Genomic DNA, 25,423 nt, shown 5'->3' with positions numbered 1-25,423 from the left:
GGCATGGCCGATTTCCGATGGCTGATCAGAATGCCGGGTCCTTAACGGAATCCGGTGTGTCGAAGCTCGCGCCGAACCACTTCTTCTGCAGCGTCGCCATCCGGCCGTCAGCTTTGATCTTCAACATGGCGGCGTCGATTGCGTCCATCAGTGGCGCATGATCTGCATCCTTGAGCCCGATAAAGCCGAAATAGGATTTTTTGCCAAAGGGCGGCTGCACGACTTCGAACGTGCCTTCGCGCTGCTTGGCGACGAAAGCGATATTCGGCAGTGAGTTGGCAACGCCGGCGATGCGGCCGGCCGCGAGATCCGCATAGGACTCGGTGAAGGCCGGGTATTCGCGGATATCGACCTTTGTCGGCAGGGCTTCGGAAAACTCTTTCAGCTGATCGAGCTGGGCGGTCGCCTTGCCGACGCCAATCTTCTTGCCAGCGATATCCTCCGGCTTGTTGATCGTCTTGTCTCCGGCCTTTTTCAGGATCGCGATGGTCGCCTCGGCAAGCGGCGGTGTGAAACGATAGCGCTCCATGCGCTTCTTGGTGATCGTCGCCGGGCCTGCGACGACGTCGAACTTGCCGGCTTCGAGCGCCGGGAAGACGCCGTCCCAGGGGAGCGTGACCCATTCGATTTTCACGCCGAGTTCCTTGCCGATCTCGTTAAAAAGATCGACGTTCAAGCCGACATGTTCGCCAGCGTCGATAAAATCGAACGGTGCGAAGGCCGTCTCGGTACCGACCTTCATGGTGCCAGCGGCCTTCGCGGCGGCAAGCGTATCGGCCGCATGGGCGGAAATCGTCGCGCCGAACAGAAATGCAGCGCCGACCAGCCCCTTCAGAAGCGAATTCTTCCTCATGTTTTTCTCTCCAGTTTTTACCCTTCCGGTGGAAGGTCCAAGTTCCCCAATCGTTGTCCCGCCGAGCGGATTTCTCTGATCCGCTTTTGTCTATACAAATAGATACAGGCCGGCCTACACTGTCAAACGCTAAACTCGGCGGACGCAAGATTTGTGCCGCATGGTGCCGGTAGACCTGGTAGCGGCGGCTTTGGTGGAAATTGAATGTCATCGCTGGATCGAGGTGAGTTTTGGTCTCAATTCATCAGAGAATTTTCGAAGACATCGAAACCAGGATCATGACCGGCGTTTGGCAACCTGGGCATCGCATCCCCTTCGAACACGAGCTGGTACAAGAGTATCGATGTTCCCGAATGACCGTGAACAAGGCTCTTTCGGCCCTGGCGGAACGCGGCATGATCACACGCCGCCGCAAGGTTGGCTCCTTCGTCGCCTCCCGGCAGATCGACCGCACCGTGATGGATATCCAGGACATTTCCACGGAAGCTGAATTGGCGGGGCATGACCACAGCTACAGGATCCTGCGGCGAAGGATCGAGACACTGGACGGTGCCACCGCGGCAAAGCTCGGCGAGACAACGGGATCGGACATTCTGCGGCTTCACTGCCTGCACACCGTGGACGGCAAGCCAAATGCGCTGGAGCGGCGCATCATCATGCTCGCCATGGTGCCGTCTGCCAGAACCGAAAGCTTTGCTTCCGTTCCGCCCGGCAAATGGCTGCTGGACATGGTGCCGTGGTCGAAGGCAAGGCATGTCATTCGTGCGGTTTCGGCCGATGCCGCCACGGCACGCCTGCTTGAGACCGAGCGTGGCAAGGCCTGCCTGACCCTGATCCGCCAGACATGGCAGGGCAGCCGCACGGTCACCCACGTCGAAATCATCCATCCCGGCGACCGTTTCCAATTCGCCGGCGACTTTCATCCGACGGAGAGAGGCATCCCAGATCAACCGCCGCGGAGTGGCTCCTCTTGACGGTAAAACAGGTTATCCGGACAGTGCCGCTCAAGGGCTTGCAGGCGTTCGAAGCTGTCGGCCGCTGTGGCGGCGTAAGTGCTGCGGCCCTCGAGCTGAAGGTTTCCCCCGGCGCGATAAGTCAGCAGATCCGCAAGATCGAGAGCTTTCTCGGCGTCACCTTGCTGGAGCGCAACGGCCGCACTGTGGAGCTCACCCAATGGGGACGGCTCTATCACCAGGAAATATCGAAGGCTTTCGAGCAATTCGCGCTCGCGGAACAGATTTTGGAACGGGCGCGCAATGAGAATGGCCTGGTTCTCAGCGCCTTGTCTTCCGTCGTCAACAAATGGATAGGGCGCCGGATCTTCGACTGGCAGGCCCTTCATCCGAATGCTCATGTCAGGATTGTCGGCCGCGACAAGGAACCCCGCATGGGCTTCGACGACGTCGATTTCCGCATCAGCTATGGATCGGATGTGCTGCAGCATGAACACTATACCGAACTGTTCCGCGATTGGGTCGTGCCGGCCTGCTCGCCGGCGCTGATCAAGGGCAAGGCGCCCTGCGTCGCGCGGCTTCTCGAATATCCACTCCTGCATGTCGAATGGGAGCGGCATTTCACACCCTATCCAAGCTGGCGCGAATTTGCAGCTCAGACAGGCGCCACGTTCGAGGAGAGCACAGCCGGTCTTTCCTTCACTCTGTCGAGCAGTGCGATTGACGCAGCCGTCAACAAGCGCGGCGTCGTCCTCGCGCAGATGTCTATGATTGCCGATGAGCTCGAGGCACAGACGCTCGTCATTCCCGTCGACACACGCATAGCACTGCGCGAAAGCTATTATCTCGCCTGGGACCGCGCGGCGTTGCAGAAGCCCCATGGGCGCGAATTCCGCGATTGGCTCGTGGCTGTTTCCCGTCAGCAGGCCGTGGCGTCCGCACCCAAGCCAACACTTTAGAAAAACTAAAACGGAACTCAGCTGCGCAATATTGATGAAAATTTGTGCCTGACGATAATTTGCGCAGGCGGTTTCCCGCGGTGGCGTGACCGACATGGCAGGAGAGCTCGATGGCGCGGACCGACAAGATGAAACTCGGAACTTTCGTCTATACGTTCGGCTTTCATCCGGCCTCCTGGCTGCATCCGGCAAGTAACGTCAATGGCGCCAACGACTTCGCTCATCTGCTCGATGTCGCCAAACGATCCGAGGCGGCCAAATTCGATTTCATGTTCATGGCGGATTCTCCCGCCGCTGCCGTCGGTGACGCGAATGCGCTTGCCCGCATTCCGACCAAGATGAACCGTTTCGAACCCCTCTCGCTGCTTTCGGCTCTGGCGGTCACAACCGATAGTCTCGGTCTCGTGGCGACGGTCTCGACGAGCTATTACGAACCGTACAATGTCGCGCGCCTGTTCTCCTCAATCGACCATCTGAGCAAGGGACGCGCCTGCTGGAACGTCGTCACCTCCGACCACGACGAAACCGGCTACAACTTCAACCGCGAGGGGCTCGACCCACATGCGTTGCGCTATGAGCGCGGCAACGAATTCGTCGATGTCGTGTTCGGTCTTTGGGACAGCTTCGAGGAAGGCGCATTGCTTCTCGACCGTGAAACCGGTGTCTACTACGACAAGAGCAAACACCATACGCTCAATCACAAGGGCAAGCACTTCCAGGTTCGCGGCCCCCTCAACATCGCGCGAACACCCCAGGGTCGTCCAGTAATCGCCCAGGCGGGCGGTTCGGAGCCCGGAATGGACATGGCGGCACGCACGGCCGAGATCGTCTTCAGCCTCGCATCGAATATCGAGCGGAACCGGGCCTTCTACGAAAATGTCAAGAGCCGAATGGCGGCCTATGGGCGCGATGTGGACGACCTGAAAATCATGCCGGGCATCGTTATCAATGTCGGTGAAACCGAAGCCGAGGCAAAGGCCAAGGTGGATTATCTGATCGACAAGATGCATCCGGATGTCGGCCGATTGATGCTTTCCGAATTCCTGGAAGCGGACCTGCGTGATGTGGCGCTCGACCAGCCCTTCCCCATGGAGCGGCTGCCGGCGGCGCCAAAGGGATCACGCGCTCTGTTCGATGAGCTGGTCGATTTCGTAAAAGGCGGCCACACTGTCGGCGAACTCATCCGGCACTATGCCGAGAAGCATACCGGAAATGGCATGACGGGCACGCCATCCCAGATTGCCGACTTCATGGAGGAATGGTTCGAGACCCGCGCCGCAGACGGCTTCATCCTGATGTTTCCGGTCTTGCCGTCCAGTCTCGACGACTTCGTGCGGCTCGTCCTGCCCGAGCTTCGACGCCGCGGGCTATTCCGCGAGGAATACGAGGGTAGAACCTTGCGCGAGAACCTCGGCCTCTCAATGCCGGCGAACCGCTTTGCCAAAACGCAAGCGCCGAGCCGATGAGTGCCGAGACCTTGATCAGCGAAGCGGACTTCAAGCTTTCGATGCGTCATCTGGCAGGTGCCGTGAGCGTGATCACCGTCGGCGACGGTGAAGACCGCACCGGCTTCACCGCGACGTCAGTCTCTTCATTTTCGGCGGAGCGGCCCTCCGTCATCGTCAGCGTCAATCGTGCCTCTTCCTCGTGGCCAGTGCTGCAACGGTACGGCTGCTTCTGTGTCAACGTGCTCGCCGCCGATCAGCAGACTGTGGCGCAATCCTTTGCCGGCCTTGATGGACGCAAAGGCGCAGAACGCTATGGCGATGCGGCGGGATGGTACCGCCTGAAGACCGGCGCGGCCGTCCTTGAAAAGGCTCTTGCAGTGCTGGATTGCAGGCTTGAAACCGCATTCCACCATCATTCCCATGCAATTTTGATCGGGCATATCTGCGCGATCAAAATCCGAAAGAGCATAGGGCCGCTTCTCTATTGGCGCGGCAGTTATCATCAACTTCAGACAGAGGCTGAGCGCCGCGGTCTAAAAAAGACGCTCGGACAATAGGCCTATCGACGCGACATCCGCATTGGCAAAAGCAAGCCTGAGGTAACGCTCTTGTCCCTCGCCGAAATAGGCGCCGGGTAAACAAACGATTCCGGATTCCCTGGCGAGTTTTTGGGCCACCTCGGAAGACGATCGATCGACGAAAGGGTGGCGAACAAAGGCGAAATAGGCGCCGATCGCTCCAATCTCCCAGCCTGGCAGCTTGGACACGACCAGCCTAAGCGCATCCGCCCGGCGAGCGATCTCGGCACGGTTGCCGGCCCGCCACTCGGCGAGCAACGGGATGGCCGATGCAACGGCGATCTGAGCCGAACGCGGTGCGCAGATCTGCATGTTGTCCATCACTTTCGCGATCTCGGCGACGAGTTTGGGTCCTGCCGTGATCGCACCCAGCCTGTGGCCAGGAATGCAGAAGGATTTCGAAAAGCTGTAGAGAAGAACGAGCGTATCCTCCCAACCCGGCTCGGACAGCAGAGAGTGCGGCCGTCCGTAATCGGCGCCGAGGAAATCGCGATAGGTCTCATCGAGGATCAGCCAGGCGCCATATTTCCGGCAGAGAACGAAAAGCTCATGAAGCAGCTCCGGCGGATACACTGCCCCGGTCGGATTGTTGGGTGTAACGACCGCCAGCATCTTCGCGCCGGCCGCAAGTGCCGCCTCGGCCGAACGCGGATCGGGAAAGAACCCGTTGGCGGGATCGCAGTCGACCAATCGCCGCCCGATCCCCAGCATCGACAGCGTCGTGTCGTGATTGAAATAGAAGGGATTGGTAAGCGCTACGGTATCGCCCGCGCCAGCAAGCGCGATCGCGGCACACATGAACGCCTGATTGCAGCCGGCCGTAATGTGGATATTGCCGGCGGAAATGTCGGCGCCGTAAAGCTCGGCAACATGGGCAGCGTAGGTCTTGCGCAGTAAAGGTTCGCCCTCGATCGGCCCGTACCCCGTCATCGCCTGTTGTCCGGCCGTCTCGCCGAGAAGCCGCAGCATCTCCGGATGCGCGGGATAGCCGGGCACGGCTTGCGACAGATCGATGAGTGGCCCCTTCAGCCCTTTGTATTCACGGCCCCAGGCAACGACGGACGGAATGGGCGGGGCAGAAAGGCGGGAAACGAGCGAATTGAATTTTGCGGTGGTCATAGCGATTTCTCTTTGATCCCGATTGCTACAACGATACCAATGGCTTTCTCAACCTCTTTGTTGGGCGAGACGAAACTGAAGCGGAGACGCATGCCGATGATGTGGGACAAAATGCGACTTGAGCAGCTGCGCTCGGAGTTTGCGGACACCAATGGCGGCGAGATATTCGATGAGAAGTTTCGGAAAGTGGCGGAGAAGATCATCTCCAAAAATGGCACGCGACTCGCGCCATATTCTGGAGTGCCAACTTTCCTCGGCGCACCCTATATGCAGGTCGCTGCCGAAGAGCCGGACTTCGGCAATCTCCAGGTCGCAATCACCGGAATCCCGATGGATCTCGGTGTCACCAATCGCCCAGGTTCCCGTTTCGGACCGCGCGCACTTCGCGCCATCGAAAGGATCGGCCCGTACAATCACGTTCTCGCCACGGCGCCGGTTTTTGATCTTCGGGTCGCCGACATCGGCGACGTTTCGTTCCAGAGCCGTTACCGGCTGGAGCTCAGCCACGACGACATCGAAAGGCGCATTGGCCAAATCGTTGATGCCGGCGTCGCCCCGCTTTCCGTCGGGGGCGATCATTCGATCAGCCATCCGATTCTGAAGGCCATCGGCCGGCAACAACCAGTCGGTCTTATCCATATCGATGCCCATTGCGACACAAGCGGCGCATTCGATCGGACAAAGTTTCATCATGGCGGACCGTTCCGGAACGCTGTGCTGGACGGCGCACTCGACCCGACAAGGACAATCCAGATCGGCATCCGGGGTTCGGCCGAATATTTGTGGGAATTCTCCTATGCGTCGGGAATGACCGTGATCCATGCCGAGGAGATCAGCGGAATGGGGATCGCGGCGGTCGTGGCCAAGGCAAAATCCATCGTCGGCGACGGCCCGACCTATCTTTCCTTCGACGTTGACAGCCTCGATCCGAGCTTTGCACCCGGCACGGGCACGCCTGAGGTCGGTGGATTGACCACGCGTGAGGTCCTTGAATTGATCCGCGGGCTGAAAGGCATAAACTTGGTGGGCGGCGACGTCGTCGAAGTTGCACCGCAATATGACGCAACGAGCAACACTGCACACGCCGCAGCGCAGGTGCTCTTCGAGATCCTGAGCCTGATGGTGTTCAGCCCATCGATCGGCAGAGGCTAAGCATTCTGTTCAACAAATGCGAGGTATGCGGGCAAGTCTCCAGGCCAAGCTTTTGAGCGCCAATGACCGGTAAAAGCAGCATCGCTAATAAGCAACTGCTATGGCTGAAAAGCTCAAGAGCTCGCTAATCGGATCTACCCCGGTTCTGGCGGACGTGTCAGGCTACTGCATGGCGCGGAATTATCCCGAGCGGCAATCACCGAAGCAGGACAGAATGGCTCAATACTGCGTGAAATCGCCCGATTCCGACTGAAGCAGCGTCAGCGGATAACGTGCAGGATGATGGACCAGCGCCGTCAGGTTGACCGGGCGGTTGCGATCATCGAAAGCGATCTGATCCACGGTGAGAACCGCGGCTGGCGGAGGCAACTCGAGCATCGCAGCCTCCTCATCCGTCGCAAGCCGCGCGCTCAGCGTTGTCTGGCCGCGTTTCGGATGAATGCGATAGCGCTCGCGAAGCTCGGCGTAGAGCGACCGGTTGGCAACGGTCCAGTCGAGATCAAGCAGGCCCGGAACGCGGCCCACCGGTATCCAATCGGTCTGGACGACAGCAGGTATGTTGTCGAGAAGACGAAGCCGCGACAACAGAACCACCTCGGCGCCGGGTGCAAGGAAAAGCGGGCGGCTCACCTCAAGAGGCGCATGCACGATGCTGGCCCCGATCAGCCTATGGCCAGGACTTCGCCCGTTCGCTACGGCGATGCTGGTGAAGCTTTTCAGAACCTGGAGTTCGAAGCCACCACCACGCTCGGCGACGTAAAGTCCTTTTCCCGGCTGGCTGTGTATGACGCCCTGTTGGATCAATTCTCGCACGGCGTGGCGCACGGTGATCCGGCTGACATTATAGAGATCAACGAGTTCCCGTTCTGATGGCAGCTTGCCGCGCAACGGCAGCTTGCCGTCTCGGATCGACGCCAAAAGGGCTTCGTAGACCTGCTTGTGCAAGGGGCGAGGGTCGTTCCGGTCGATGCCACCCTTTGGCGCGACGAGTGGTGCCGGAGCTTGCTGCATCTTCGAAATCCGATCCTGTGCGGAGCACTCTTGCCGTTTTGTATCTTCGACGTAAACGCTGGCAAAGTCCATGTTGACATGACTGGTCATAACCAGTCCTATTGGAAACAAGGAGACAGAGAGCTCCGCGTGATGCCGAAGCGTTATCAACGAAGGGAACAATCGATGCTGAAGAAAAGCCTTGCCGCATTGGCGATATCTGCAGCCCTATGGGGTGGCAGCACGCATGCCGAAACCATTTCCGTGTTTTGCTCGCCGACGGAATTCGAGCTCTGCACGAACGTTGCCAATGCCTGGAAGGAAAAGACGGGCAACGAGGCCAAGATCAACAAGATGCCCGCGCTTCTGGACGATGCGATCCCGATCTATCAGCAGTTGCTCGCCGCCAAATCCAAGGACGTCGACGTCCTTTTCCTCGATGTGATCTGGCTTGGCATGTTCAAGAGTAACCTGCTCGATCTCAAGGCAATGATCCCGCAGGCAGACCAGGACAAGCATTTCGCCTCGACACTCAATGCGGCCAAGCTTGACGGCAATCTCATTGCCATGCCTGCCTATATGGACGTCGGGCTCATGTTCTACCGCAAAGACCTGCTCGAAAAATACGGCAAGCCGGCGCCCAAGACCTGGGACGAGCTTGCTACCACCGCCAAGGAAATTCAGGACAAGGAACGGGCTGCAGGCTCGGCCGACATGTGGGGTTATGCCTGGCAGGCCAAGAGCTATGAAGGCCTGACCTGCGACGCGATCGAGCTTGTTGCTTCCAACGGCGGCGGCACCATCATTTCTGACGACGGAAAGGTGACTATCGACAATCCGCAGGCCGCCGAGGCGCTCGAAAAGGCGAAGGGCTGGATCGGCTCGATCAGCCCCGAGGGCGTCCTCAACTATGATGAGGAGCAGTCGCGCGCCGTCTTCGAATCCGGCAACGCGGTCTTCCACCGCAATTGGCCCTATGTCTGGGGTACCTCGCATGAAAAGGGGAGCAATATCGTCGACAAGGTCGGCGTGATGCCTCTGCCGGTCGGCAAGGAAGGCGAAAAGTCGAGCGGATGCCTTGGCCCAATGTATTATGGCGTTAACAAATACAGCGCCAAACCCGAGGTGGCGGCCGACTTTGTGAACTTCATCACCGGCCCCGATATGCAGAAGATGCGTGCGCTGAAGGCGGCCCTCAACCCGTCGATCCAGGCGCTCTACAGCGATCCGGAAGTTCTGGAGAAGATACCCTTCCTCAAGGATAACCAGCAGGCCTTTGCCGATAGCGCCGTGCGCCCGTCCGGCTACACTGGCACCAGCTACAACCGCGTTTCGCAGGCTTTCTACCGTTCGGTTCACGACATGCTTTCCGGCGGTGCCGAGGTCAAGTCCAGCCTGACGCCGCTGGCCGGTCGGCTCGAGAAACTGAAGGAAAGCCGCTGACGCTCTTCGGATTTCCGGCGGCGGGAACGCGGCCGGAACGCGTCACTGCCTCGCCACCAATCACGGTGGCGAGCCCTCTGCCGTCTCATATCCTCAGGTGAAAAATGGCATCGGTTTCGCTCGAATCCGTTTCGAAGAATTTCGGTACGCATGCTGTTATCCAGAATGTTGACCTGCAGATCATCGACGGCGAGTTTGTCGTTTTCGTCGGTCCCTCCGGTTGCGGCAAGTCAACGCTTTTGCGCATCGTCGCCGGCCTGATCTCCGCATCGAAGGGTGTGGTCAGGATAGGCGGCGACGACGTGACTGATGTGCCTGCCTCCAAGAGAGGCGTAGCCTTCGTCTTCCAGTCCTACGCGCTCTATCCGCATATGAACGTTGCGCGCAATATCGGCTTCGCGCTTGAGACCCTCGGCATGACCAGGGTCGCTATCAGCGAGAAGGTGCGGTCGGTCGCACGAATGCTGAAGGTCGATCATCTGCTCGAACGCCGGCCGCGCGAGCTGTCCGGCGGACAGCGCCAGCGCGTGGCGATCGGCCGCGCCTTGGTGCGCCAGCCCGAAATCTTCCTCTTCGATGAACCGCTGTCCAATCTCGACTCGGATCTGCGAATGGAGATGCGCATGGAGATCGCCAAGCTCCACGACGATCTGCAGACGACAATGATCTATGTGACCCATGACCAATCGGAAGCGATGACGCTTGCCGACCGGATCGTCGTTCTCAATCACGGACGCATTGAGCAGGTCGGCACGCCGAAGGAACTCTACCACACCCCTGACAACCGGTTTGTCGCAGGCTTCATCGGCAGCCCCCGCATGAACTTCCTGCCCGTGCAGACAACATCAGCCAAAGTGAGCGGACCGGGCGGCCTCGTCATCGAAGCGGGCAGCGAGGGCCAGACCATCACCGAAATCGGCATACGGTCGGAAGCGATCCAGCTGATGAAGGCGGGCGACGGACGAATGACCTGCGTGCTCGAACGTATCGAGGATCTTGGCCACGAGCATTTCGCCTATTGCCGCATCAACGGCGACGTCATCTGGGTCGTCCGCGTCAATGTCGAGCCGCCGAGGGAACTGATCGGCAAGGAGGTCGGCCTGAATTTCCAGGATGCCTCGATCTTTGCCTTCGCCCCCGACGGAAGACGGCTCATTCTCAACCGCCAGGGCGGCGTGATCGAAGGAGCGCGGCAATGAGTGCCCGGCTCGCCCGCCGCGACCATCGTGCGGCCTGGCTGTTTCTGCTGCCGGTCATCATCGTCATGCTGGTCGTCGCCCTCTGGCCGCTCGGCCGCACCTTCTTCTTCGCCTTCACCGATGCCTACCTTGACGATCCATCCGTCTATTCAATGACAGGGGTCGACAACTTCCTTGAGGTCATCAAAGACCGCAGCTGGTGGATTGCCGTCAAGAACACGCTGACCTTCACGGTCATCTCGGTCGCGATCGAGACAGTTCTCGGCCTGGCGATAGCACTCCTCGTCAATGAAGCCATTCCCGGCCGCGGGCTGGCGCGCGCCGCCATCCTCGTGCCCTGGGCGATCCCGGTCGTGGTCTCGACGAAGATCTGGGAATGGATGCTGAACGATCAGTTCGGCGTTATCAATAAGCTCCTTATCGGGCTCGGCCTCATCGATCATGGTATCCCCTGGACGGCGAGCGGATCGCTGCTGATGGGCGTCGTGATCTTCGTCGATGTGTGGATGACAACCCCGTTCATGGTTCTGCTCATCCTGGCGGGCCTGCAACTGATGTCCTCGGAGATATTCGAGGCAGCGGAGGTCGATGGCATTCCGGCATGGAAGCGCTTCTGGTCGATCACCCTGCCGATGCTTCGCCCGGCGATCGGTGTAGCGGTCCTCTTCCGCGCCCTCGATGCGCTCAGGATGTTCGACCTTGCCTATGTGATGGCGGCGAGCAACGAGAGCGTCATGACCGTCTCCATCTACGCGCGCGACCGGCTGATCAGCTTCCAGGAGCTCGGCATCGGCTCGGCGGCATCGACCTGGGTCTTCCTGCTCGTCGCGCTTGTCGCCATCATCATCATCGGGGTCCTTCGCCTCGACAGAGCCGCGGGGACCTGAGCGACATGGCCGATGCAATTATCCCGAAGACCGTGCGCAAGCCTGCCTCCTACTTCCGGATGCGGCGCCGCGCCGTGCGAAGCCTGCAGATCCTGGCTCTTCTGCTCGTCCTGTTCTACACGCTGTTTCCCTATTACTGGGCCTTCGTTTCCTCGACGAAGCAGGGTTCGGCGCTCTATCAATCCGCGCTGATGCCGGCGTTCGACTTCACCTACTATCGCCAACTGATCGACAATCCTGTTTTCATGGGCTCGCTTTTGAACTCGGCCTATGTCGCGGTCTCAACCACTTTCCTGTCGCTCGTCATCGGACTCAGCGCCGCTTATGCGCTGGGGCGCATCGACTTTCCGCAACGGCGCACTATCCTGATGATCGTGCTGATGATCTCGATCTTTCCGCAGGTCGTCGTTCTCTCCGGCATGTTCGAGCTGATCAACTGGATGGGTCTGTTCAACCGGCCAAGCGCGCTCGTTCTCACCTATCTCTTGTCGACCGTGCCCTTCACGACCTGGATCCTGACCACCTTCATCCGCGAGTTTCCGCGGGAGCTGGAAGAGGCTGCGATCATCGACGGCTGCTCGCATTTTAGAATTCTGACGAAGATCCTGCTGCCGCTGATGGGACCTTCGCTCGCCAGCACAGGCATTCTTGCTTTCATTCTGGCGTGGAACGAGTTTCTCTTCGCGTTGACATTCACCCTGACGGACGAGAACCGGACCGTGCCGGTTGCGATCGGCCTGATCGCAGGCAATAGCCGGTACGAATATCCGTTCGGTCAGATCATGGCCGCGTCCGTTACCGTGACGCTGCCGCTGATCATCATCGTATTGATCTTCCAAAGACGGATCGTTGCCGGCCTGACGGCAGGCGCCATCAAAGGCTGACAAAGGAATAAACCATGGACATGCTGGTAAAACTCTACGAGCTGAAGGCCGATCCTGAACTTAATGCGCGCATCGCCGAGCAGGGCATCACCATCCGGCGCGTCCTTGCGCCGGAGTTAAACGCTCTGACGGCCTGGATCGAGCCGCGCTTTGGATCCGGCTGGGTCGCGGAAGCGACGGTTGCCACGATGCGCCAGCCGCCCACTTGCTTCATCGCAATCCAGAACGACGAACTCATCGGCTTTGCCTGCCACGAGGCAACCGCGAAGGGCTTCTTCGGGCCGACTGGCGTCGATACGGTCGCCCGCGGCAAAGGTGTTGGCCAGGCTCTGCTGCTGACCACACTTCTCGATATGTACGCGCAGGGGTATGCCTACGGGGTAATCGGGGGCGCCGGTCCAATGGAGTTCTACCGTCGAAGCGTCGGGGCAGTTCCGATCGAAGGCTCGGAACCAGGCATCTATCGCGGCATGCTGCCGCTTGCCGAGCCAAAAGGCATTTCGGAATCGGGCCACTAGGTCTGGTCGAGACAGCCACAAGAGACAGTCGCAAAGGTCGCGGCGACGACGAATGCAATGATTGCTGAGCCGGAACTCGCCGAGGAATATTGTGAGGTGTCAGGTCAATCTTCCATCCTTGCAACGCCGTAAAGATGATGTCGTTACATATCGCGGCACGCTTTTTCACCTCGCTGATGAGCGTTTGTCTGCACTTAGATTTCCACAAATGAGAAGGGCGGCATCGTGCCGCCCCTTTAATCAGTTGTTGCAGTTGGGGTCGCCCGGATCACACGCACCGCGCGGTCTTCTTCGATCACTACCCGCCCCGTCATTATCGCCTCTGCGACGGATGTCACCGTTGTTGCCGTCGTCGCCTCGCCGACGTTGAAAGTCCCGGCGATCGCGGTTGCCATTGTCATCGCCGTCGCGGCGGAAATCCGGCTGGCGATCGAATTGCGGGCGGCGATTTTCGTCAACGTTGGCATCCGGCCTGCGGTTGTCTCGGTCGCGATTGAAATCAAACTGTCGGCGCTGATCGCGATCGAAGCCCGTACGGCGATCAGCGTCCGGAGTGCGGCCAAGATCAGGTCCTCGATCAAATCCGCGACGTCCGTCAGCATCTTGTCGTCGATCGAAGTCTGGCCGCCTATCGAATTCTGGACGGTTGAAGTCACGAGGCGGCGTGCGATAAAAATCGGGGCCTCGACGCCACCGGTCACGGTCCCGATAGAAATCACGGTTGCGGTAATAGCGGTCCCAATAATTGCCTACGCTGAAGACAACGGTCGGAATTCCAAGCGGGCGATAATATTCGGGTCCGACATAAACACGCCGGCTTTGATACACCGCCTGAACATATCGTCCGGCGACCCAACCGCGACCACCGTAGAATTCGACGTCACACCATGGCACGTCAGCAAGGCAACCATGGATCTCGACAGATTCGCCAAGCGGGATAACGGCAACTGCGGGATAGCTCGTGCTCGGACCTGCACGCATATTGACGTTCGCCGTCGAATAGCCTTCGGCGGCAGAGGCTATCGCAGGCAACAGCAAGAGAAGGCCGGTTGTGCAGATTCTGAGAAGTGTATCTTTCACATTCAACTCCATTGGGGCCGCGCCACCGTCATGATCCCGAACGGGCAGCTCCACATTGCGGTCGGGTGGAAAAACGTAGCGCGTACCGCCACTTAAGGTGTGACGTTCATGCACCTGTTTCTCTGAAAATAGATCTGTGGTGATGAACCTAGGTTGAACGCGCCAGTCATCGACTTCTTCACTTTTTTGTACCTCCCAGGCATGGCCCCTTCCGGCGTCGGCGTTACTGCAATAGCCGGTTGGCCATCGGTGCGCTCTCCGGCGGGACCATCCGCCGGAGAGCGGACGGTCGGGGCCGTGCTCCCCTTGGCTTGCCTGCACGACGTTCGAAACTGCGGCAGCTGCATGCCAGAAAACATTCATGAAAATTGACGGCGCTGTAGGTGAGTTGAAAAGGATCGCAACTCGCTGATCATGTCGAATGACCTGGCGGGGATAGAACCGCCGCGCCAACGCGCCTCATTCTCTCCGGACTAATGGATCGCCATCCGGAGCTCAAGATCGTCATGTCGCATCCGGGCGGTGCCCTTCCTTACCAGTCCGGCCGCATGGACAAAAATTCCAAGACCGCCGGTCTGCCGAAACCAGTCAGCCACTATCTGCATCGCATGTTCACCGATACTGTCTCGCCGCATTCGGCCGGCATGAAGTTCGCGGTCGAATATTTCGGCGCCGACAACGTCATGTACGGCACGGATTACCCCTGTTGGGATCCGGCCGTCTGCCTGAAGCTACTGGATGAAATCGAGATGACGCCGACCGTTAAACAGAAGATCTTCCACGACAATGCGGTTCGCATCCTTGGGCTCAAGACGCCCCTTATGGAAGCAGCCTGAGCGTTAGACAAGCCGGTGGTGGTCCCGCCGGCGAGGATCACTAAACCGGCTCGGCGTCTTCCCTATCCAAACGGATCGGGAAAGACGTTCGCATAGATCCGTCCAAATCGACAATCGGTGGGAACGGTCTCGATATCGACCGGGGAGTTCTTAAAACCCGCGGGCGGCCTGATTCTGATCATTCAGCGAAAATCATCGCGGGTGACGCCCCCTGTCTCCTATACTTTGGGCCTACATTGTCGTCGGACGGCAGACGGAATCCTCGTCGACCGATCATCCTGCGTCCGAAGTCTACCGACTTGAACCTCAAGAGGCGGCTGGCGACATGGCGGGTGGGCGTCATTGGATCTCGGTGGATTTCGCCGATGGCGCTCTGGGCATGATGGGCGAAGCGATCGTCGATACCAGCTTGACGAGATCGGCTTGGCGGGCGGTATCGGTCTTGGCGAAGATCCGCCCGAGATGGGTTTTCAGCGTGTTCTCGCTGATGCCGAGTGCTGCTGCGCATTGCGGCGCTGACCGGCCCTGTCCAATCTGCAGGACGACGCGCGCCTCCGCCGGCGTCAGGTCGTAGAGGGTGATCAGCACGTCCTCCTGAGGCGGCGAGGCGGAGATCGTCGTCGATATGAACACGGCAGCGCAGGCAGGACGGAAGACGGCGCGTGCCGTGCCTTCGCTCAAGGGCAGTACATAGGCTACCGCCGGCGGTTGCCCCGGAGCGGAAATCGGCAGGCCGATTCCGCGGGAACCCAACGAGGCATCGGCCGTTGCTGCGGCCGCAATCGCCTCAAGAAAGGCGCGGGAAACGATGGACGTCTGGGCCTGGAGTATGCCGTTTCGCGAACGCAGCAGCGCTCCGTCGGTGAGCATCTGCGCGGCCTGCGCGTTGGCATGCAGGACAGCGCCTTCTCCGTCGACCAGAATGACGGGGACCGCAAGGCTGTCGAGCGCACCGCGGTAGAGGCCTGCCGTCACCCGTGCTTGATCGAGCAGGTCGCCGATCAGCGAGGCGCGCCGCAGATGCGGCGAAAGCAGTGCCAGGAACCGCTGCTGCTCGGCGCTGATCGGTGGCCGGTCGGCCCATGTCGTGGCGCTGAACAGCCCGATCCGGTCGGCCGTATGGACGAATTTCGTCGTGCAGCCCTCGCGCAATCCCTGTGGTCCGGCCCATTCCAGAAAAAATGGCGATTGCGCCAGTTCCGCCTCGCTGATGACCGCCAATGTCCGCAAGGGCAGATCGATATCACCCATCACCGCTTCCCTGAGGCCCGGTATCTCACTGAGCTCGTAGTCCTGCAGTGCGCGCATCCGCTCGGCATCCCAGGGGGATCGCGCTGCGAACCTGCCGCGGCTGTCGGTGATGCTGGTCAATGCGATCGTCGTATAGGCCGCGTCGATCGTGCTGGTGATACGGGTCATCACGCCCGTCCAGCCTTCCGGGCTCAGCGCACAATCATAGATATCGCCGATGATCGACGAGAGTGTTTCATCGCTCAGTCTGCTCATGCCCGCCCTTTGGATCCTCTTACCTCTCCCGCCGATACAGTGTCAGGAATACAAGGACACATGCAACCGAAAGCTGGCGATGAGACACCTAAGCCGGAAGGCACAACCACCGCATCATACTTATGGGTGACGACGCCGTTATGAGCCTGCCCTAGACCTATATGATCGTGACGCGGGCGCACGTCCTTTCACAAAAAAAGATTCGATTTTAGAGAGCGTCGATGGATAGCCGATCCTCATGCCAACCGCGCCTGATCGTTGTCGATGACGAGGCGGACCTGCGCGATATGGTGGCCGAATACATGCAGCGGGAAAACTGGTCGGTGCGCACCGCTGGGTGCGGCAAGTCGCTTGACATACTTCTGGCGCGCGAGGATGCCGACCTGATCGTGCTCGACATCAACATGCCGAGCGAAGACGGGCTGTCGGTGCTCAGGCGCATCCGGGATATCAGCACCACGCCCGTCGTCATGCTGACCGCCGCCAGCAATATCGCCGACAAGATCGCTGGGCTGGACATGGGTGCCGACGACTACATGACCAAGCCCTTCGATCTACGGGAGTTGAAGACGCGGATCAAGGCAGTGCTCCGCCGCCGGCCGCCCGTGTCCGGAGCCGTGCCGAGGGACGATCGCGCAACACAAACCATCAAGCACATCCTGCCCTTCGGAAAGCTCTTCGTCGATCTCAATGCCCGCAGTCTCCTCGATCAGGACGGCACGAGCGAACCTGTCACCGCAATGGAATTCGACCTGCTTCAGGTCTTCCTGCAAAATCCGGATCGGGTGCTGACGCGCGACAGGCTTCTCGATCTCGCCCACAACCGCGACAACGATCCCTTCGATCGCAGCATCGACGTTCGCATTGCCCGCATCCGCAAGAAGATCGAGCACAATCCAGCAAAGCCGCAGGCCCTCAAGACCGTTCGCGGTGCCGGTTATATCTTCACGCCGCCAAGGCGGACGGCATGATGGATGAAACGCTGTCGATTGGCGAGGAGCGACCTGCCTGCGGCGGAACCATGCTCGATCATCTTCCGGTCGGCGAAAACCAGTTCGTCAATGCACTGCTCGGCGGAATGATCGACTGCGCCACGGTCATCGATCCGGCGGGGCGTTATCTCTATGCCAACCGGCATTTTCTCGATTTCGTCGGAAGGCCGCCATCCGAAATCATCGGCAACACGGTCGTGCGGGTGCTGGGAGACGCCGTCCACGGCGCCTATCAAGCGGCATTGCATTCCCTGCCGCTTTCCGAGACCATCGGCAGCGAGGGATGGCTGGACTGCGGCCCGCTCGGCAGGCGTTATATCAAGCAGACGATCACCGCCTATTCGCATCGGAGCAGCGCCGTCACGGGTTATATCGTCCTATGGCGCGACCTGACGGAGCTGAAAGTTCAGCAAACAGAACTGGTCCGGCGAATTGAGGCCCAGACCCAGGCCGACGCCTATTACGCCGCGATCGTCAACAACGCGCTCGACGCGATCGTCGTCATCGACGAAACCGGTGCCGTCGTCGACTTCAATCCCGCCGCCGTTTCGATCTTCGGTTACGGCCGCGACGAGGCGATGGGCCGCCAGATCGCCGATCTGATCATCCCGCAGGCACTTCGGGCGGCTCACGACCGGGGGCTGGCGAGTTATCTTCAAAGCGGCATGACACGCATTCTGGGACGGCGGCTGGAGCTTGAGGCGCTGCGCGCCAACGGCGAGCAGATCCCCGTCGAATTGACGATCACCGAGGTGAAGCTTGGCGAAAGGCGGCTGTTTGCCGCCCATCTGCGCGATCTGGGCGCTGCCCGCCATGCGCAAGCGCAGATAGAGAGTCAGCGCGAGGCCTTGCACCAGAAGGACAAGCTCGCCGCGCTCGGCTCACTGCTTGCCGGCGTTGCACACGAATTGAACAATCCGCTGTCGATCGTCATCGGCCAGACGATGATGCTGCGCGAGAAACTGACCGGCGCGCCGATGGCCGACGAACTGGCACAACGCAGCGTCAAGATCGAGATCGCGGCCCATCGATGCGCCCGTATCGTGCGCAGCTTTCTCGACATGGCGCGCCAGCGCAAGCACCAGCGCAAGTCGGTCGAGATCCACGGTATCGTCGAGAACGCGCTGGAGCTTTTGAGCTACAATCTGAAAAGCTCCGGGGTCACGGTGGAAACGGACCTGCCGCGCACCCTGCCGCCGCTCTGGATCGATGGCGACCAGATCCATCAGGTCATCGTCAACCTCATCGTCAATGCCTGCCAGGCACTTGAGGAAAAAACCGATGGGCCGCGGCGGATCCGGATAGAGGCCAGCCATAACCCTGTCGGAGAGACGGTTTCGCTGAGGGTGTCGGACAATGGCGCCGGCATTCCGGCCAGTATCCGCTCCCGCATCTTCGATCCCTATTTCACCACCAAGCCACAGGGTACCGGAACCGGTATCGGTCTTGCCGTCTCGCGCGGGCTGATCGAATCGCATGGCGGCACGGTCAACCTCGATCCCGCAGCAAACCTCGGCGGCGCCGGTTTCCTCGTCGTCCTGCCAATCGACCGCGCGGAGGCGAAGGCCGTTGGCGAGACCGATCCCTACGCCGTTGCCGAAACGAGGATTGCCGAGCGGCACGCCCTCATCGTCGATGACGAAATCGAAATCGCCGAACTGCTGGCGGACATGGTCGAAAAACTCGGCTTTGTCGCGACTGTCACAACCAGCGGCGAGGAAGCGAAGATCCGTGTCGAGCAGGCCGAACGGCCAATCGAGGTCATCCTCTGCGACATTCGCATGCCAGGCGGCGACGGGCCGGCCTTTTTCGACTGGCTGCGCGAGTATCACCCGGCGCTTACCGAGCGCATCGGCTTCATCACCGGCGATACGCTTGGTACCGCCGCCGGCCGGTTTCTGGCGCGATCCGGATGCCCCGTGCTCGAAAAGCCTTTCATGCCGGGCGATATTGAGCGAATTCTCGATGCGCTGGTCCGGGCCGACCCATCGGCATGAAGCTCCGCAGAAACAATTGAAACACGCAGGGAAAAGCCGCGAACTACGACAGAAATAGAGCCTGGCTAAATCTTCTCTCAAGAAGCCAAGCTGGAGTTGAAGTCATGCAGGAAACCGAAATCGTCATGCTCGAACAGAGTTTCGCCGAAGTTGCTGCCGTGCGGGAGCAGGCGGCCGAACTGTTCTACGAACGGCTGTTCGTTCACGACCCCTCGCTTCGGACGATGTTTGCCAATACCGACATGAAGGAACAGGGCCGCAAGCTGATGATGGCGCTTTCCCTGGTCATCGGTTCGCTCCGCAAGCTCGAAACGGTGGTCCCTGCCCTCGAAACGCTCGCCGTAAAGCATGTCGGCTACGGCGTGCGCGACGAACATTACGCAACTGTCGGCAAGGCGCTGATCGAAACCCTCTCGCTGTTCTTTGCTCACCGTTTCACGCTCGAATACCGCAGGCTCTGGACGTCCGCCTACGAGACGGTCGCCGGCGTGATGATGGCGGCCGCCAAGGCGAGCCCGGAGCCCCTGCGGCATTCGTCCTGAGCCTTGCGGATAGACCTACGGGCCAAAACCGGCCGGATATCGAACCGAAACGGCATGATTTCAGGATGCGGCAATGATGATCGAAGCAAGCCACCTTATCAAACTCGCCATGGGCGTCCTGTGCTCCTGCGCGATATTTTCAAACGCTCCAATCGCTGCTGCAGCCGCTGCGCCTTCGCCGGAACGGCTCGAGAGAACGGAGATCGTCGGGACGGCGTTCCGGCTCACTTTTTCCAGCGGCCGGGTCCTCCAGGGCAAGGAGCTCATCGGTGCGACGCTGTCGCTTCTGTTGCCGGGAGACACGACGGCCCATCGCGTTCGCTTCGACGACATCCTGCTCGACGGCCGCGATCCGGACAATGAAGTCCTCCTGCACAAGGTCACGGTTGTCGATGGCGGAAGCCCGAAGGAACTCTGCGATCCTGACCCGGACGGAAATCGCTGGATGTTTCCGCTCAAGGGCCAGTGGGATCTGGAAGGACGGATGATCTCGCAATCCGGCTTCACGCTCACCTGCTCGGCCGGAGCGCAGGGTAAATGTGTCCGCTTCGGTTACAAGCCATGGAAAACGTTGCCGGACGGCACCGATCTTGCGGAATACCACCGCGCCTGCGTCAGGATGGTCCGCGCCGACTATTGTGGCGACAAGGCCACGACCCGAACCGGCATGAAGATCGACCTCTACGACGATCTCGGCATAGAGCGGGAAGCCGAAAGCGCCGGGACGGACGACCTGAGTTTCGAAGCCGCCTGGAATGCCGCTGGCGCAGTTTGCGTCGCCCATACCCGCGTCCCCGAAAACATGACGATCGAGGGTCTGCGGAACTCGTGTCCGCGCCTAACCGACCGCCTCGGCCCCGCATCCTGCAATGCCACGAATGCCAAGGCCGGACATTTCGGCAAGGCATTGATCTTCAACCGCTCCCGTTAGCGACGACACCTTTTCCCGCCTCGAAAATCGAAAGCTGGAAAATCCCGAACCGCTGGATGGTCCACGGTTTGCCTTCAAAGACAAAGGAAAACGACTATGAACATGCGCCAGCTTCTCCTCGCTGCAATTTTCTCCGCATCGGCCGTTCCGGCATCCGCCGCAATTACCGCCAACGCAATCACCGCGAATGCGATCACGGCCAATGCGCTCAACGCCAACGCCATCACTGCCAACGCTCCTTCGGTTGCCGGTGTGGCGACGCCTGCCGCGGTCGGCGCTGGAAGCGTCGATGACGTCATCGGTGTCGAACTGCCGGGCGGTCAGATCATCGCGAAGTGAACTGTAGCGGGGCGAAACCGTTCGCCCTGCCCTCCCGCCATTTCCGGTGAATTACTTAAAGGCGCGCTGTCAGTCCGACAAAGGCGGCCGCCAAGAGCCTTGCTCTTGAAGGGACACGAACTGAAGATCGCTACGATCCTCAACCAACTGCTTGCCTCGTCAGAGCACTGAGCGAAGTCTTTACGCCCAGACTATAGTCACGGTTCGCTGTACTTCGCTCGGACCAGAATCTAAACGTAGGTATCGGTCAAATAGACCTAGTCCTGATTCTCCAAAGCCTCCAACTGCGCGATCCTCGATTTTGAACCGACGCTCATCGGCATCTTGAGGAAACCCCGATGTCACACACCCAATTATCGCTGTACCACCGCGATCGGCGCGAGACCTCGTCGTCCCACTCGCGCATTCTGACCGCGGCGAATTCGAATTGCCAAAACGCTCTAACGGTGCCGATGGCATTCCCTTACGGCCCCGAACCGGGGCCCTTAGGCGTGAACACGAGCACTCACAGTCCGCATCAACGACACCCGTTCATTGCGCTCTCGACAGTTCTCCTTATCGCCATTGTCGCGTTCATTGCCGTTTCTTGGGCGGGAGCCCAGCTGATCGGAATGCTTCTCGCGATATACCAATGACACAGGGATTGAACCCGTGTGAAATTGCCCGATGTCGTCAACGGCCCCGGATTCTCCGGCAATGGAGAGGTGTTTTTCAAACCTTTCCAGACCACGAAACAGCACGGGATCGGCATGGGCCCCGCCATTTGCAGGTCTATCGTTGAAGCCCGCGACGGAAAAATATCGGCCGGAGCCAACCCGTCGAGCGGCGCTGCATTCCGAGTGAGCCTGCCCCTCACCCACAAAACAACGAACTCAAAGGAGTAAGTATATGGAAGCGATCTACACAGCCAAGGTAACCGCCTCCGGTGGACGTCATGGCAAGATTAGGAGCGACGACGGCGTTCTCGACTTACAGCTGGCTATGCCGCAAGCTTTGGGCGGCAAAGGAGGCGCAACCAATCCTGAACAACTTTTCGCGGGAGGCTATGCCGCGTGCTTCGAAAACGCCCTTTTCCGGGCAGCACGGGAAAGCCGTCATCACATTCCCGACGGTGACATCGAGGTGGTTGGTGAGGTCGGGCTCAGCAAGACAGAGAGCGACACGTTCGCGCTGGCTGTTACCCTGCACATCACGATCGCAGGGATCGAACCGGGCCTGATCGACGAGCTTGTCGCGCGGGCTGACGCGATATGCCCATACTCGAACGCCATTCGCGGAAATGTTGAGGTTAGGAAGCTGGCCCACTCTGGGGTCTCGTAGTCGAATATCCGATGGGAGAACAAGCGGCCCCCCCAAAAAAAACCTGACGATTATCACTAGTACCTACCACGGAGTGTGGGGGCACCTACACTTTAATCTGGTTTCGCTCCAATCCGGTCTGGCCTAACATCTCACTCATCGCCCGATATCGTCAGCGCAAAGCGTTATGAGGACGGCAAACCCGTAGCCTCAGACGAAACTTGCTGAACGTCCGGTCACTCGGCGGCGATCGAAACAGCATGCCCGGCACAAACCTCTGATTTTGCATGATTTCGCAACGCTGGACTCGATTCAGAAATTAATCGACGACAGCGTTTAACCAGCAGCAACAAAGGAACTGTGATCATGAGATACACTAGCGCATGCCTGGCTCTTGCCGCACTCGTTCCGCTCGCGACCTTGGCCAATCCAGCAGCCGCAGAGCCTGTCAAGAACATCGTTCTCGTACATGGTGCATGGGTCGACGGTTCCGGCTGGAAGCCGATCTTCGAAATCCTGACGAAGGAAGGATTCCACGTTTCGATGGTCCAGGAACCCGAAAGCTCCTTCACCGATGACGTGGCGGCGACGAAGCGCGTCCTCGACATGCAGGACGGCCCTACCCTGCTCGTTGGCCACAGTTATGGAGGCTCCATCATCACTGAAGCGGGTGTCCATCCGTCTGTCGTAGGTCTGGTCTATGTCGCCGCCCATGCGCCGGATGTCGGGGAAGACGAAGGATCGCTAGGCAAGAAGACGCCCAGCGTGCTCGCCAAGACGCCGGGCGCGATCAAGAAAACACCGGATGGCTACACCTATCTCGACCCCGACGAGTTTCCGAAACTGTTCGCTCCTGACCTGCCCCGCGAACAAGCTCTGTTCGGAGCACGTTCGCAGGTCCTGGCATCTGCCGAAGTGTTCACCCAACCACTGACCGCGGCCGCGTGGAAAACCAAACCAAGCTGGGCTGTCGTCGCCGGCAACGACCAGATCATCAATCCCGACCTTGAGCGTTGGTACTACAAGCGCGCCAATAGCCACACGGTCGAGATCAAGGGTGCGAGCCACTCGGTCTACGAGTCCCATCCGAAGGAAGTGGCGGCCGTCATCACGCAAGCCGCGCGAAAAGTTGAAACTGAGGCCGCGACGACCAGCAAATAACAGCCGGCCAAAAAGGCTGCCGCCAGGCGGCAGCCCTCTATCCCGCAATTCGGTCGACACCGACGGATCGCATGGTCCACCTTCCAAATGCAGGAGTTTCGCATGCAGTGGCACAAGAACCGTGACGCCAGGGATCAACGCATCGAAGCGGGCCTCAAACTGTCGGCGGGAAAAATCGTCAATGCCCAGGACGCCACTCGCCTGCTCGAAGCCGTCATCCGTAAAGGCGATCGCGTTTGCCTGGAAGGCGACAATCAGAAGCAGGCCGACTTGCTTAGCTCGGCCCTCCTGGCAGTGAATACGGAAAGCATAAGCGACCTGCATATGGTGCAGTCGGGCGTGGTACTTCCCGAGCATCTCGACCTCTTTGAGCGCGGCGTCGCCACCAAACTCGACTATGCCTACTCCGGTCCGCAGTCGGCCCGCATTGCGGAAATGCTGTTCGGCGGAAAAATTCAGCTCGGCGCAGTGCATACCTACCTCGAACTGTTTGCCCGCTATTTTATCGACCTGACGCCCAACGTGGCTCTTATTGCGGCGGTCAGCGCCGATCGCGAAGGCAATCTCTATACGGGCCCGAATACCGAAGATACGCCGACTGTCGTCGAAGCGACCGCTTTCAAGGACGGTATCGTCATTGCCCAGGTCAATGAAATCGTCGCCAAGGTCCCTCGCGTGGACATCCCCGGAGACCGCGTCCACTTCGTGGTTAAAGCCGACAAGCCCTTCTTCGTCGAGCCCCTTTTCACCCGCGATCCGGCGGCCATCACCGAAACCCAGATCCTGACAGCAATGCTTGCCATCAAGGGCATCTACGCGCCCTACGGCGTCAAGCGCCTGAACCACGGCATCGGGTTTAATACGGCTGCCATCGAGCTTCTTTTGCCGACGTTCGGCGAAGCTCTGGGGCTGAAAGGCAAGATCGCCAGCCATTTTGCCCTCAACCCGCACCCCGCACTTATTCCTGCGATCGAATCCGGGTGGGTGGAGCAGATACACTCGTTTGGCTCCGAGGTCGGGATGGAAGACTACATCAGGGCCCGATCCGATGTTTACTTCACTGGGCCCGACGGGTCGCTTCGCTCGAACCGCGCCTTCAGCCAGGTGGCGGGTCTCTACGCTTGCGACATGTTCATTGGCTCGACGCTCCAGATCGACTTGGCTGGAAACTCATCAACGGTGACGACCTCACGGATAGCGGGATTCGGTGGCGCTCCCAACATGGGATCGGACGCTCGCGGTCGGCGGCATCCGAGCGATCCCTGGCTGCAGGCAGGAAGGGAAGCAGACCCCGCGGGATTGCCGGCCCTGCGCCGCGGCCGGAAACTCGTCGTCCAGATTGGCGAGACGTTCGGAGAAAAGAACGTCCCCTTGTTCGTCGAGAAGTTGGACGCGCTTGCCCTGGCAGAAAAGCTCAAGCTCGATCTCGCGCCCGTCATGATCTACGGGGATGACGTCACTCACATCGTGACGGAAGAAGGCATCGCGAACCTGCTGCTGTGCCGGAACCCGCAGGAGCGCGAACAGGCTATCCGCGGGGTTGCCGGCTACACCGACGTGGGCCGCGCCCGCGACAAGGCGATGGTCAACCAGCTCAAGGCCCGCGGCGTCATTCTCAGACCGGAAGACCTTGGAATCGATCCGCTTCAGGCGGACCGCAATCTGCTGGCAGCACGGTCCATCAAGGACATCGTTCGCTGGTCGGGCGGCCTCTACGTTCCGCCCTCGAAGTTTCGCAACTGGTGATGGGAGCAGTC

The 25,423-nt window shown here is 59.7% G+C and carries 24 protein-coding genes and 1 pseudogene; 20 read left to right on the top strand and 5 right to left on the bottom strand.

Annotated features, from left to right (window positions below):
* Positions 1-25 precede the first annotated feature (25 nt).
* Entirely contained in the window at positions 26-853 is an 828-nt protein-coding gene (locus tag AC1DM5_RS25285; protein ID WP_477819991.1) for a transporter substrate-binding domain-containing protein, read from the bottom strand.
* A 230-nt stretch (positions 854-1,083) separates the two neighbouring features.
* On the opposite strand from AC1DM5_RS25285, the gene hutC reads away from it, so the two are divergent.
* From hutC to AC1DM5_RS25265, 4 genes are all read left to right on the top strand, one after another.
* Positions 1,084-1,827: a histidine utilization repressor gene (hutC, locus tag AC1DM5_RS25280; RefSeq protein ID WP_477819990.1), complete on the top strand. Its 744-nt coding sequence runs from the start codon at positions 1,084-1,086 to the stop codon at positions 1,825-1,827.
* A complete protein-coding gene (locus AC1DM5_RS25275; RefSeq protein WP_477819989.1) occupies positions 1,824-2,765 on the top strand; it encodes a LysR substrate-binding domain-containing protein in 942 nt (313 codons plus the stop codon). Before hutC ends, AC1DM5_RS25275 begins: the two co-directional genes overlap by 4 nt.
* A 110-nt stretch (positions 2,766-2,875) precedes the next feature.
* The gene (locus AC1DM5_RS25270; RefSeq protein ID WP_477975941.1) at positions 2,876-4,231 is read left to right on the top strand and encodes an LLM class flavin-dependent oxidoreductase; all 1,356 of its coding nucleotides are present in this window, start codon (positions 2,876-2,878) and stop codon (positions 4,229-4,231) included.
* Positions 4,228-4,770 carry a flavin reductase family protein gene (locus tag AC1DM5_RS25265; protein ID WP_477819987.1) on the top strand — a complete coding sequence of 181 codons (543 nt, stop codon included), beginning with the start codon at positions 4,228-4,230 and terminating at the stop codon, positions 4,768-4,770. The genes AC1DM5_RS25270 and AC1DM5_RS25265 overlap by 4 nt, the downstream gene beginning before the upstream one ends.
* On the opposite strand, the gene AC1DM5_RS25260 is transcribed toward AC1DM5_RS25265, so the two are convergent.
* The gene (locus AC1DM5_RS25260) at positions 4,747-5,910 is read right to left on the bottom strand and encodes an aminotransferase (protein WP_477819986.1); all 1,164 of its coding nucleotides are present in this window, start codon (positions 5,908-5,910) and stop codon (positions 4,747-4,749) included. The genes AC1DM5_RS25265 and AC1DM5_RS25260 overlap by 24 nt on opposite strands.
* 96 nt (positions 5,911-6,006) lie before the next feature.
* Here AC1DM5_RS25260 and speB point away from each other — a divergent pair, with 96 nt between their 5' ends.
* A complete protein-coding gene (speB, locus tag AC1DM5_RS25255) occupies positions 6,007-7,062 on the top strand; it encodes an agmatinase (RefSeq protein ID WP_477819985.1) in 1,056 nt (351 codons plus the stop codon).
* A 219-nt stretch (positions 7,063-7,281) separates the two neighbouring features.
* On the opposite strand, the gene AC1DM5_RS25250 is transcribed toward speB, so the two are convergent.
* Positions 7,282-8,073, bottom strand: coding sequence for a GntR family transcriptional regulator (locus tag AC1DM5_RS25250; RefSeq protein ID WP_477819984.1), 792 nt, complete (start codon positions 8,071-8,073; stop codon positions 7,282-7,284).
* 165 nt (positions 8,074-8,238) lie between these two features.
* Between AC1DM5_RS25250 and AC1DM5_RS25245 the strand changes: the two genes are divergently transcribed.
* The 5 genes from AC1DM5_RS25245 (at position 8,239) to AC1DM5_RS25225 (ending at position 12,983) form a co-directional block, all read left to right on the top strand.
* Complete coding sequence (locus AC1DM5_RS25245; protein WP_477819983.1) at positions 8,239-9,495, top strand: ABC transporter substrate-binding protein; 1,257 nt, start codon at positions 8,239-8,241, stop codon at positions 9,493-9,495.
* A 104-nt stretch (positions 9,496-9,599) separates the two neighbouring features.
* Positions 9,600-10,694: an ABC transporter ATP-binding protein gene (locus AC1DM5_RS25240; protein ID WP_477819982.1), complete on the top strand. Its 1,095-nt coding sequence runs from the start codon at positions 9,600-9,602 to the stop codon at positions 10,692-10,694.
* Positions 10,691-11,581, top strand: a complete 891-nt coding sequence (locus tag AC1DM5_RS25235; RefSeq protein WP_477819981.1) for a carbohydrate ABC transporter permease — start codon at positions 10,691-10,693, stop codon at positions 11,579-11,581. Before AC1DM5_RS25240 ends, AC1DM5_RS25235 begins: the two co-directional genes overlap by 4 nt.
* Positions 11,582-11,586: 5 nt before the next feature.
* On the top strand, positions 11,587-12,465 hold the full coding sequence (locus tag AC1DM5_RS25230) for a carbohydrate ABC transporter permease (protein ID WP_477819980.1): 879 nt from the start codon (positions 11,587-11,589) through the stop codon (positions 12,463-12,465).
* 14 nt (positions 12,466-12,479) lie between these two features.
* Positions 12,480-12,983, top strand: a complete 504-nt coding sequence (locus tag AC1DM5_RS25225) for a GNAT family N-acetyltransferase (RefSeq protein WP_477819979.1) — start codon at positions 12,480-12,482, stop codon at positions 12,981-12,983.
* 240 nt (positions 12,984-13,223) lie between these two features.
* On the opposite strand, the gene AC1DM5_RS25220 is transcribed toward AC1DM5_RS25225, so the two are convergent.
* The gene (locus AC1DM5_RS25220; RefSeq protein WP_477820104.1) at positions 13,224-14,063 is read right to left on the bottom strand and encodes an SH3 domain-containing protein; all 840 of its coding nucleotides are present in this window, start codon (positions 14,061-14,063) and stop codon (positions 13,224-13,226) included.
* 449 nt (positions 14,064-14,512) lie between these two features.
* Here AC1DM5_RS25220 and AC1DM5_RS25215 point away from each other — a divergent pair.
* Positions 14,513-14,899: pseudogene (locus AC1DM5_RS25215) on the top strand (amidohydrolase family protein); the annotation flags it as partial.
* Between the two features lie 339 nt (positions 14,900-15,238).
* On the opposite strand, the gene AC1DM5_RS25210 reads toward AC1DM5_RS25215, so the two are convergent.
* On the bottom strand, positions 15,239-16,405 hold the full coding sequence (locus AC1DM5_RS25210) for a helix-turn-helix transcriptional regulator (protein WP_477819978.1): 1,167 nt from the start codon (positions 16,403-16,405) through the stop codon (positions 15,239-15,241).
* Between the two features lie 221 nt (positions 16,406-16,626).
* Here AC1DM5_RS25210 and AC1DM5_RS25205 point away from each other — a divergent pair, with 221 nt between their 5' ends.
* The 9 genes from AC1DM5_RS25205 to mdcA all read left to right on the top strand — a co-directional run bounded on the left by AC1DM5_RS25205 (position 16,627) and on the right by mdcA (position 25,412).
* Complete coding sequence (locus AC1DM5_RS25205; RefSeq protein ID WP_477819977.1) at positions 16,627-17,376, top strand: response regulator; 750 nt, start codon at positions 16,627-16,629, stop codon at positions 17,374-17,376.
* The gene (locus AC1DM5_RS25200) at positions 17,373-19,394 is read left to right on the top strand and encodes a PAS domain S-box protein (RefSeq protein ID WP_477819976.1); all 2,022 of its coding nucleotides are present in this window, start codon (positions 17,373-17,375) and stop codon (positions 19,392-19,394) included. Before AC1DM5_RS25205 ends, AC1DM5_RS25200 begins: the two co-directional genes overlap by 4 nt.
* 104 nt (positions 19,395-19,498) lie before the next feature.
* Positions 19,499-19,936, top strand: coding sequence for a globin family protein (locus tag AC1DM5_RS25195; protein ID WP_477819975.1), 438 nt, complete (start codon positions 19,499-19,501; stop codon positions 19,934-19,936).
* 73 nt (positions 19,937-20,009) lie between these two features.
* On the top strand, positions 20,010-20,867 hold the full coding sequence (locus AC1DM5_RS25190) for an ADYC domain-containing protein (protein ID WP_477819974.1): 858 nt from the start codon (positions 20,010-20,012) through the stop codon (positions 20,865-20,867).
* A gap of 96 nt (positions 20,868-20,963) precedes the next feature.
* Positions 20,964-21,206 carry a hypothetical protein gene (locus tag AC1DM5_RS25185; RefSeq protein ID WP_477819973.1) on the top strand — a complete coding sequence of 81 codons (243 nt, stop codon included), beginning with the start codon at positions 20,964-20,966 and terminating at the stop codon, positions 21,204-21,206.
* A 653-nt stretch (positions 21,207-21,859) separates the two neighbouring features.
* Entirely contained in the window at positions 21,860-22,090 is a 231-nt protein-coding gene (locus AC1DM5_RS25180) for an ATP-binding protein (RefSeq protein ID WP_477819972.1), read from the top strand.
* Between the two features lie 4 nt (positions 22,091-22,094).
* On the top strand, positions 22,095-22,526 hold the full coding sequence (locus AC1DM5_RS25175) for an organic hydroperoxide resistance protein (protein WP_477819971.1): 432 nt from the start codon (positions 22,095-22,097) through the stop codon (positions 22,524-22,526).
* 345 nt (positions 22,527-22,871) lie between these two features.
* Entirely contained in the window at positions 22,872-23,666 is a 795-nt protein-coding gene (locus AC1DM5_RS25170; RefSeq protein ID WP_477819970.1) for an alpha/beta hydrolase, read from the top strand.
* Positions 23,667-23,768: 102 nt separating this feature from the next.
* Positions 23,769-25,412, top strand: a complete 1,644-nt coding sequence (gene mdcA / locus AC1DM5_RS25165; RefSeq protein ID WP_477819969.1) for a malonate decarboxylase subunit alpha — start codon at positions 23,769-23,771, stop codon at positions 25,410-25,412.
* Positions 25,413-25,423: the final 11 nt, after the last annotated feature.

This window comes from Rhizobium sp. 01T437, from assembly GCF_056398505.1.
This window is presented reverse-complemented; position numbering and strand designations above follow the sequence as displayed.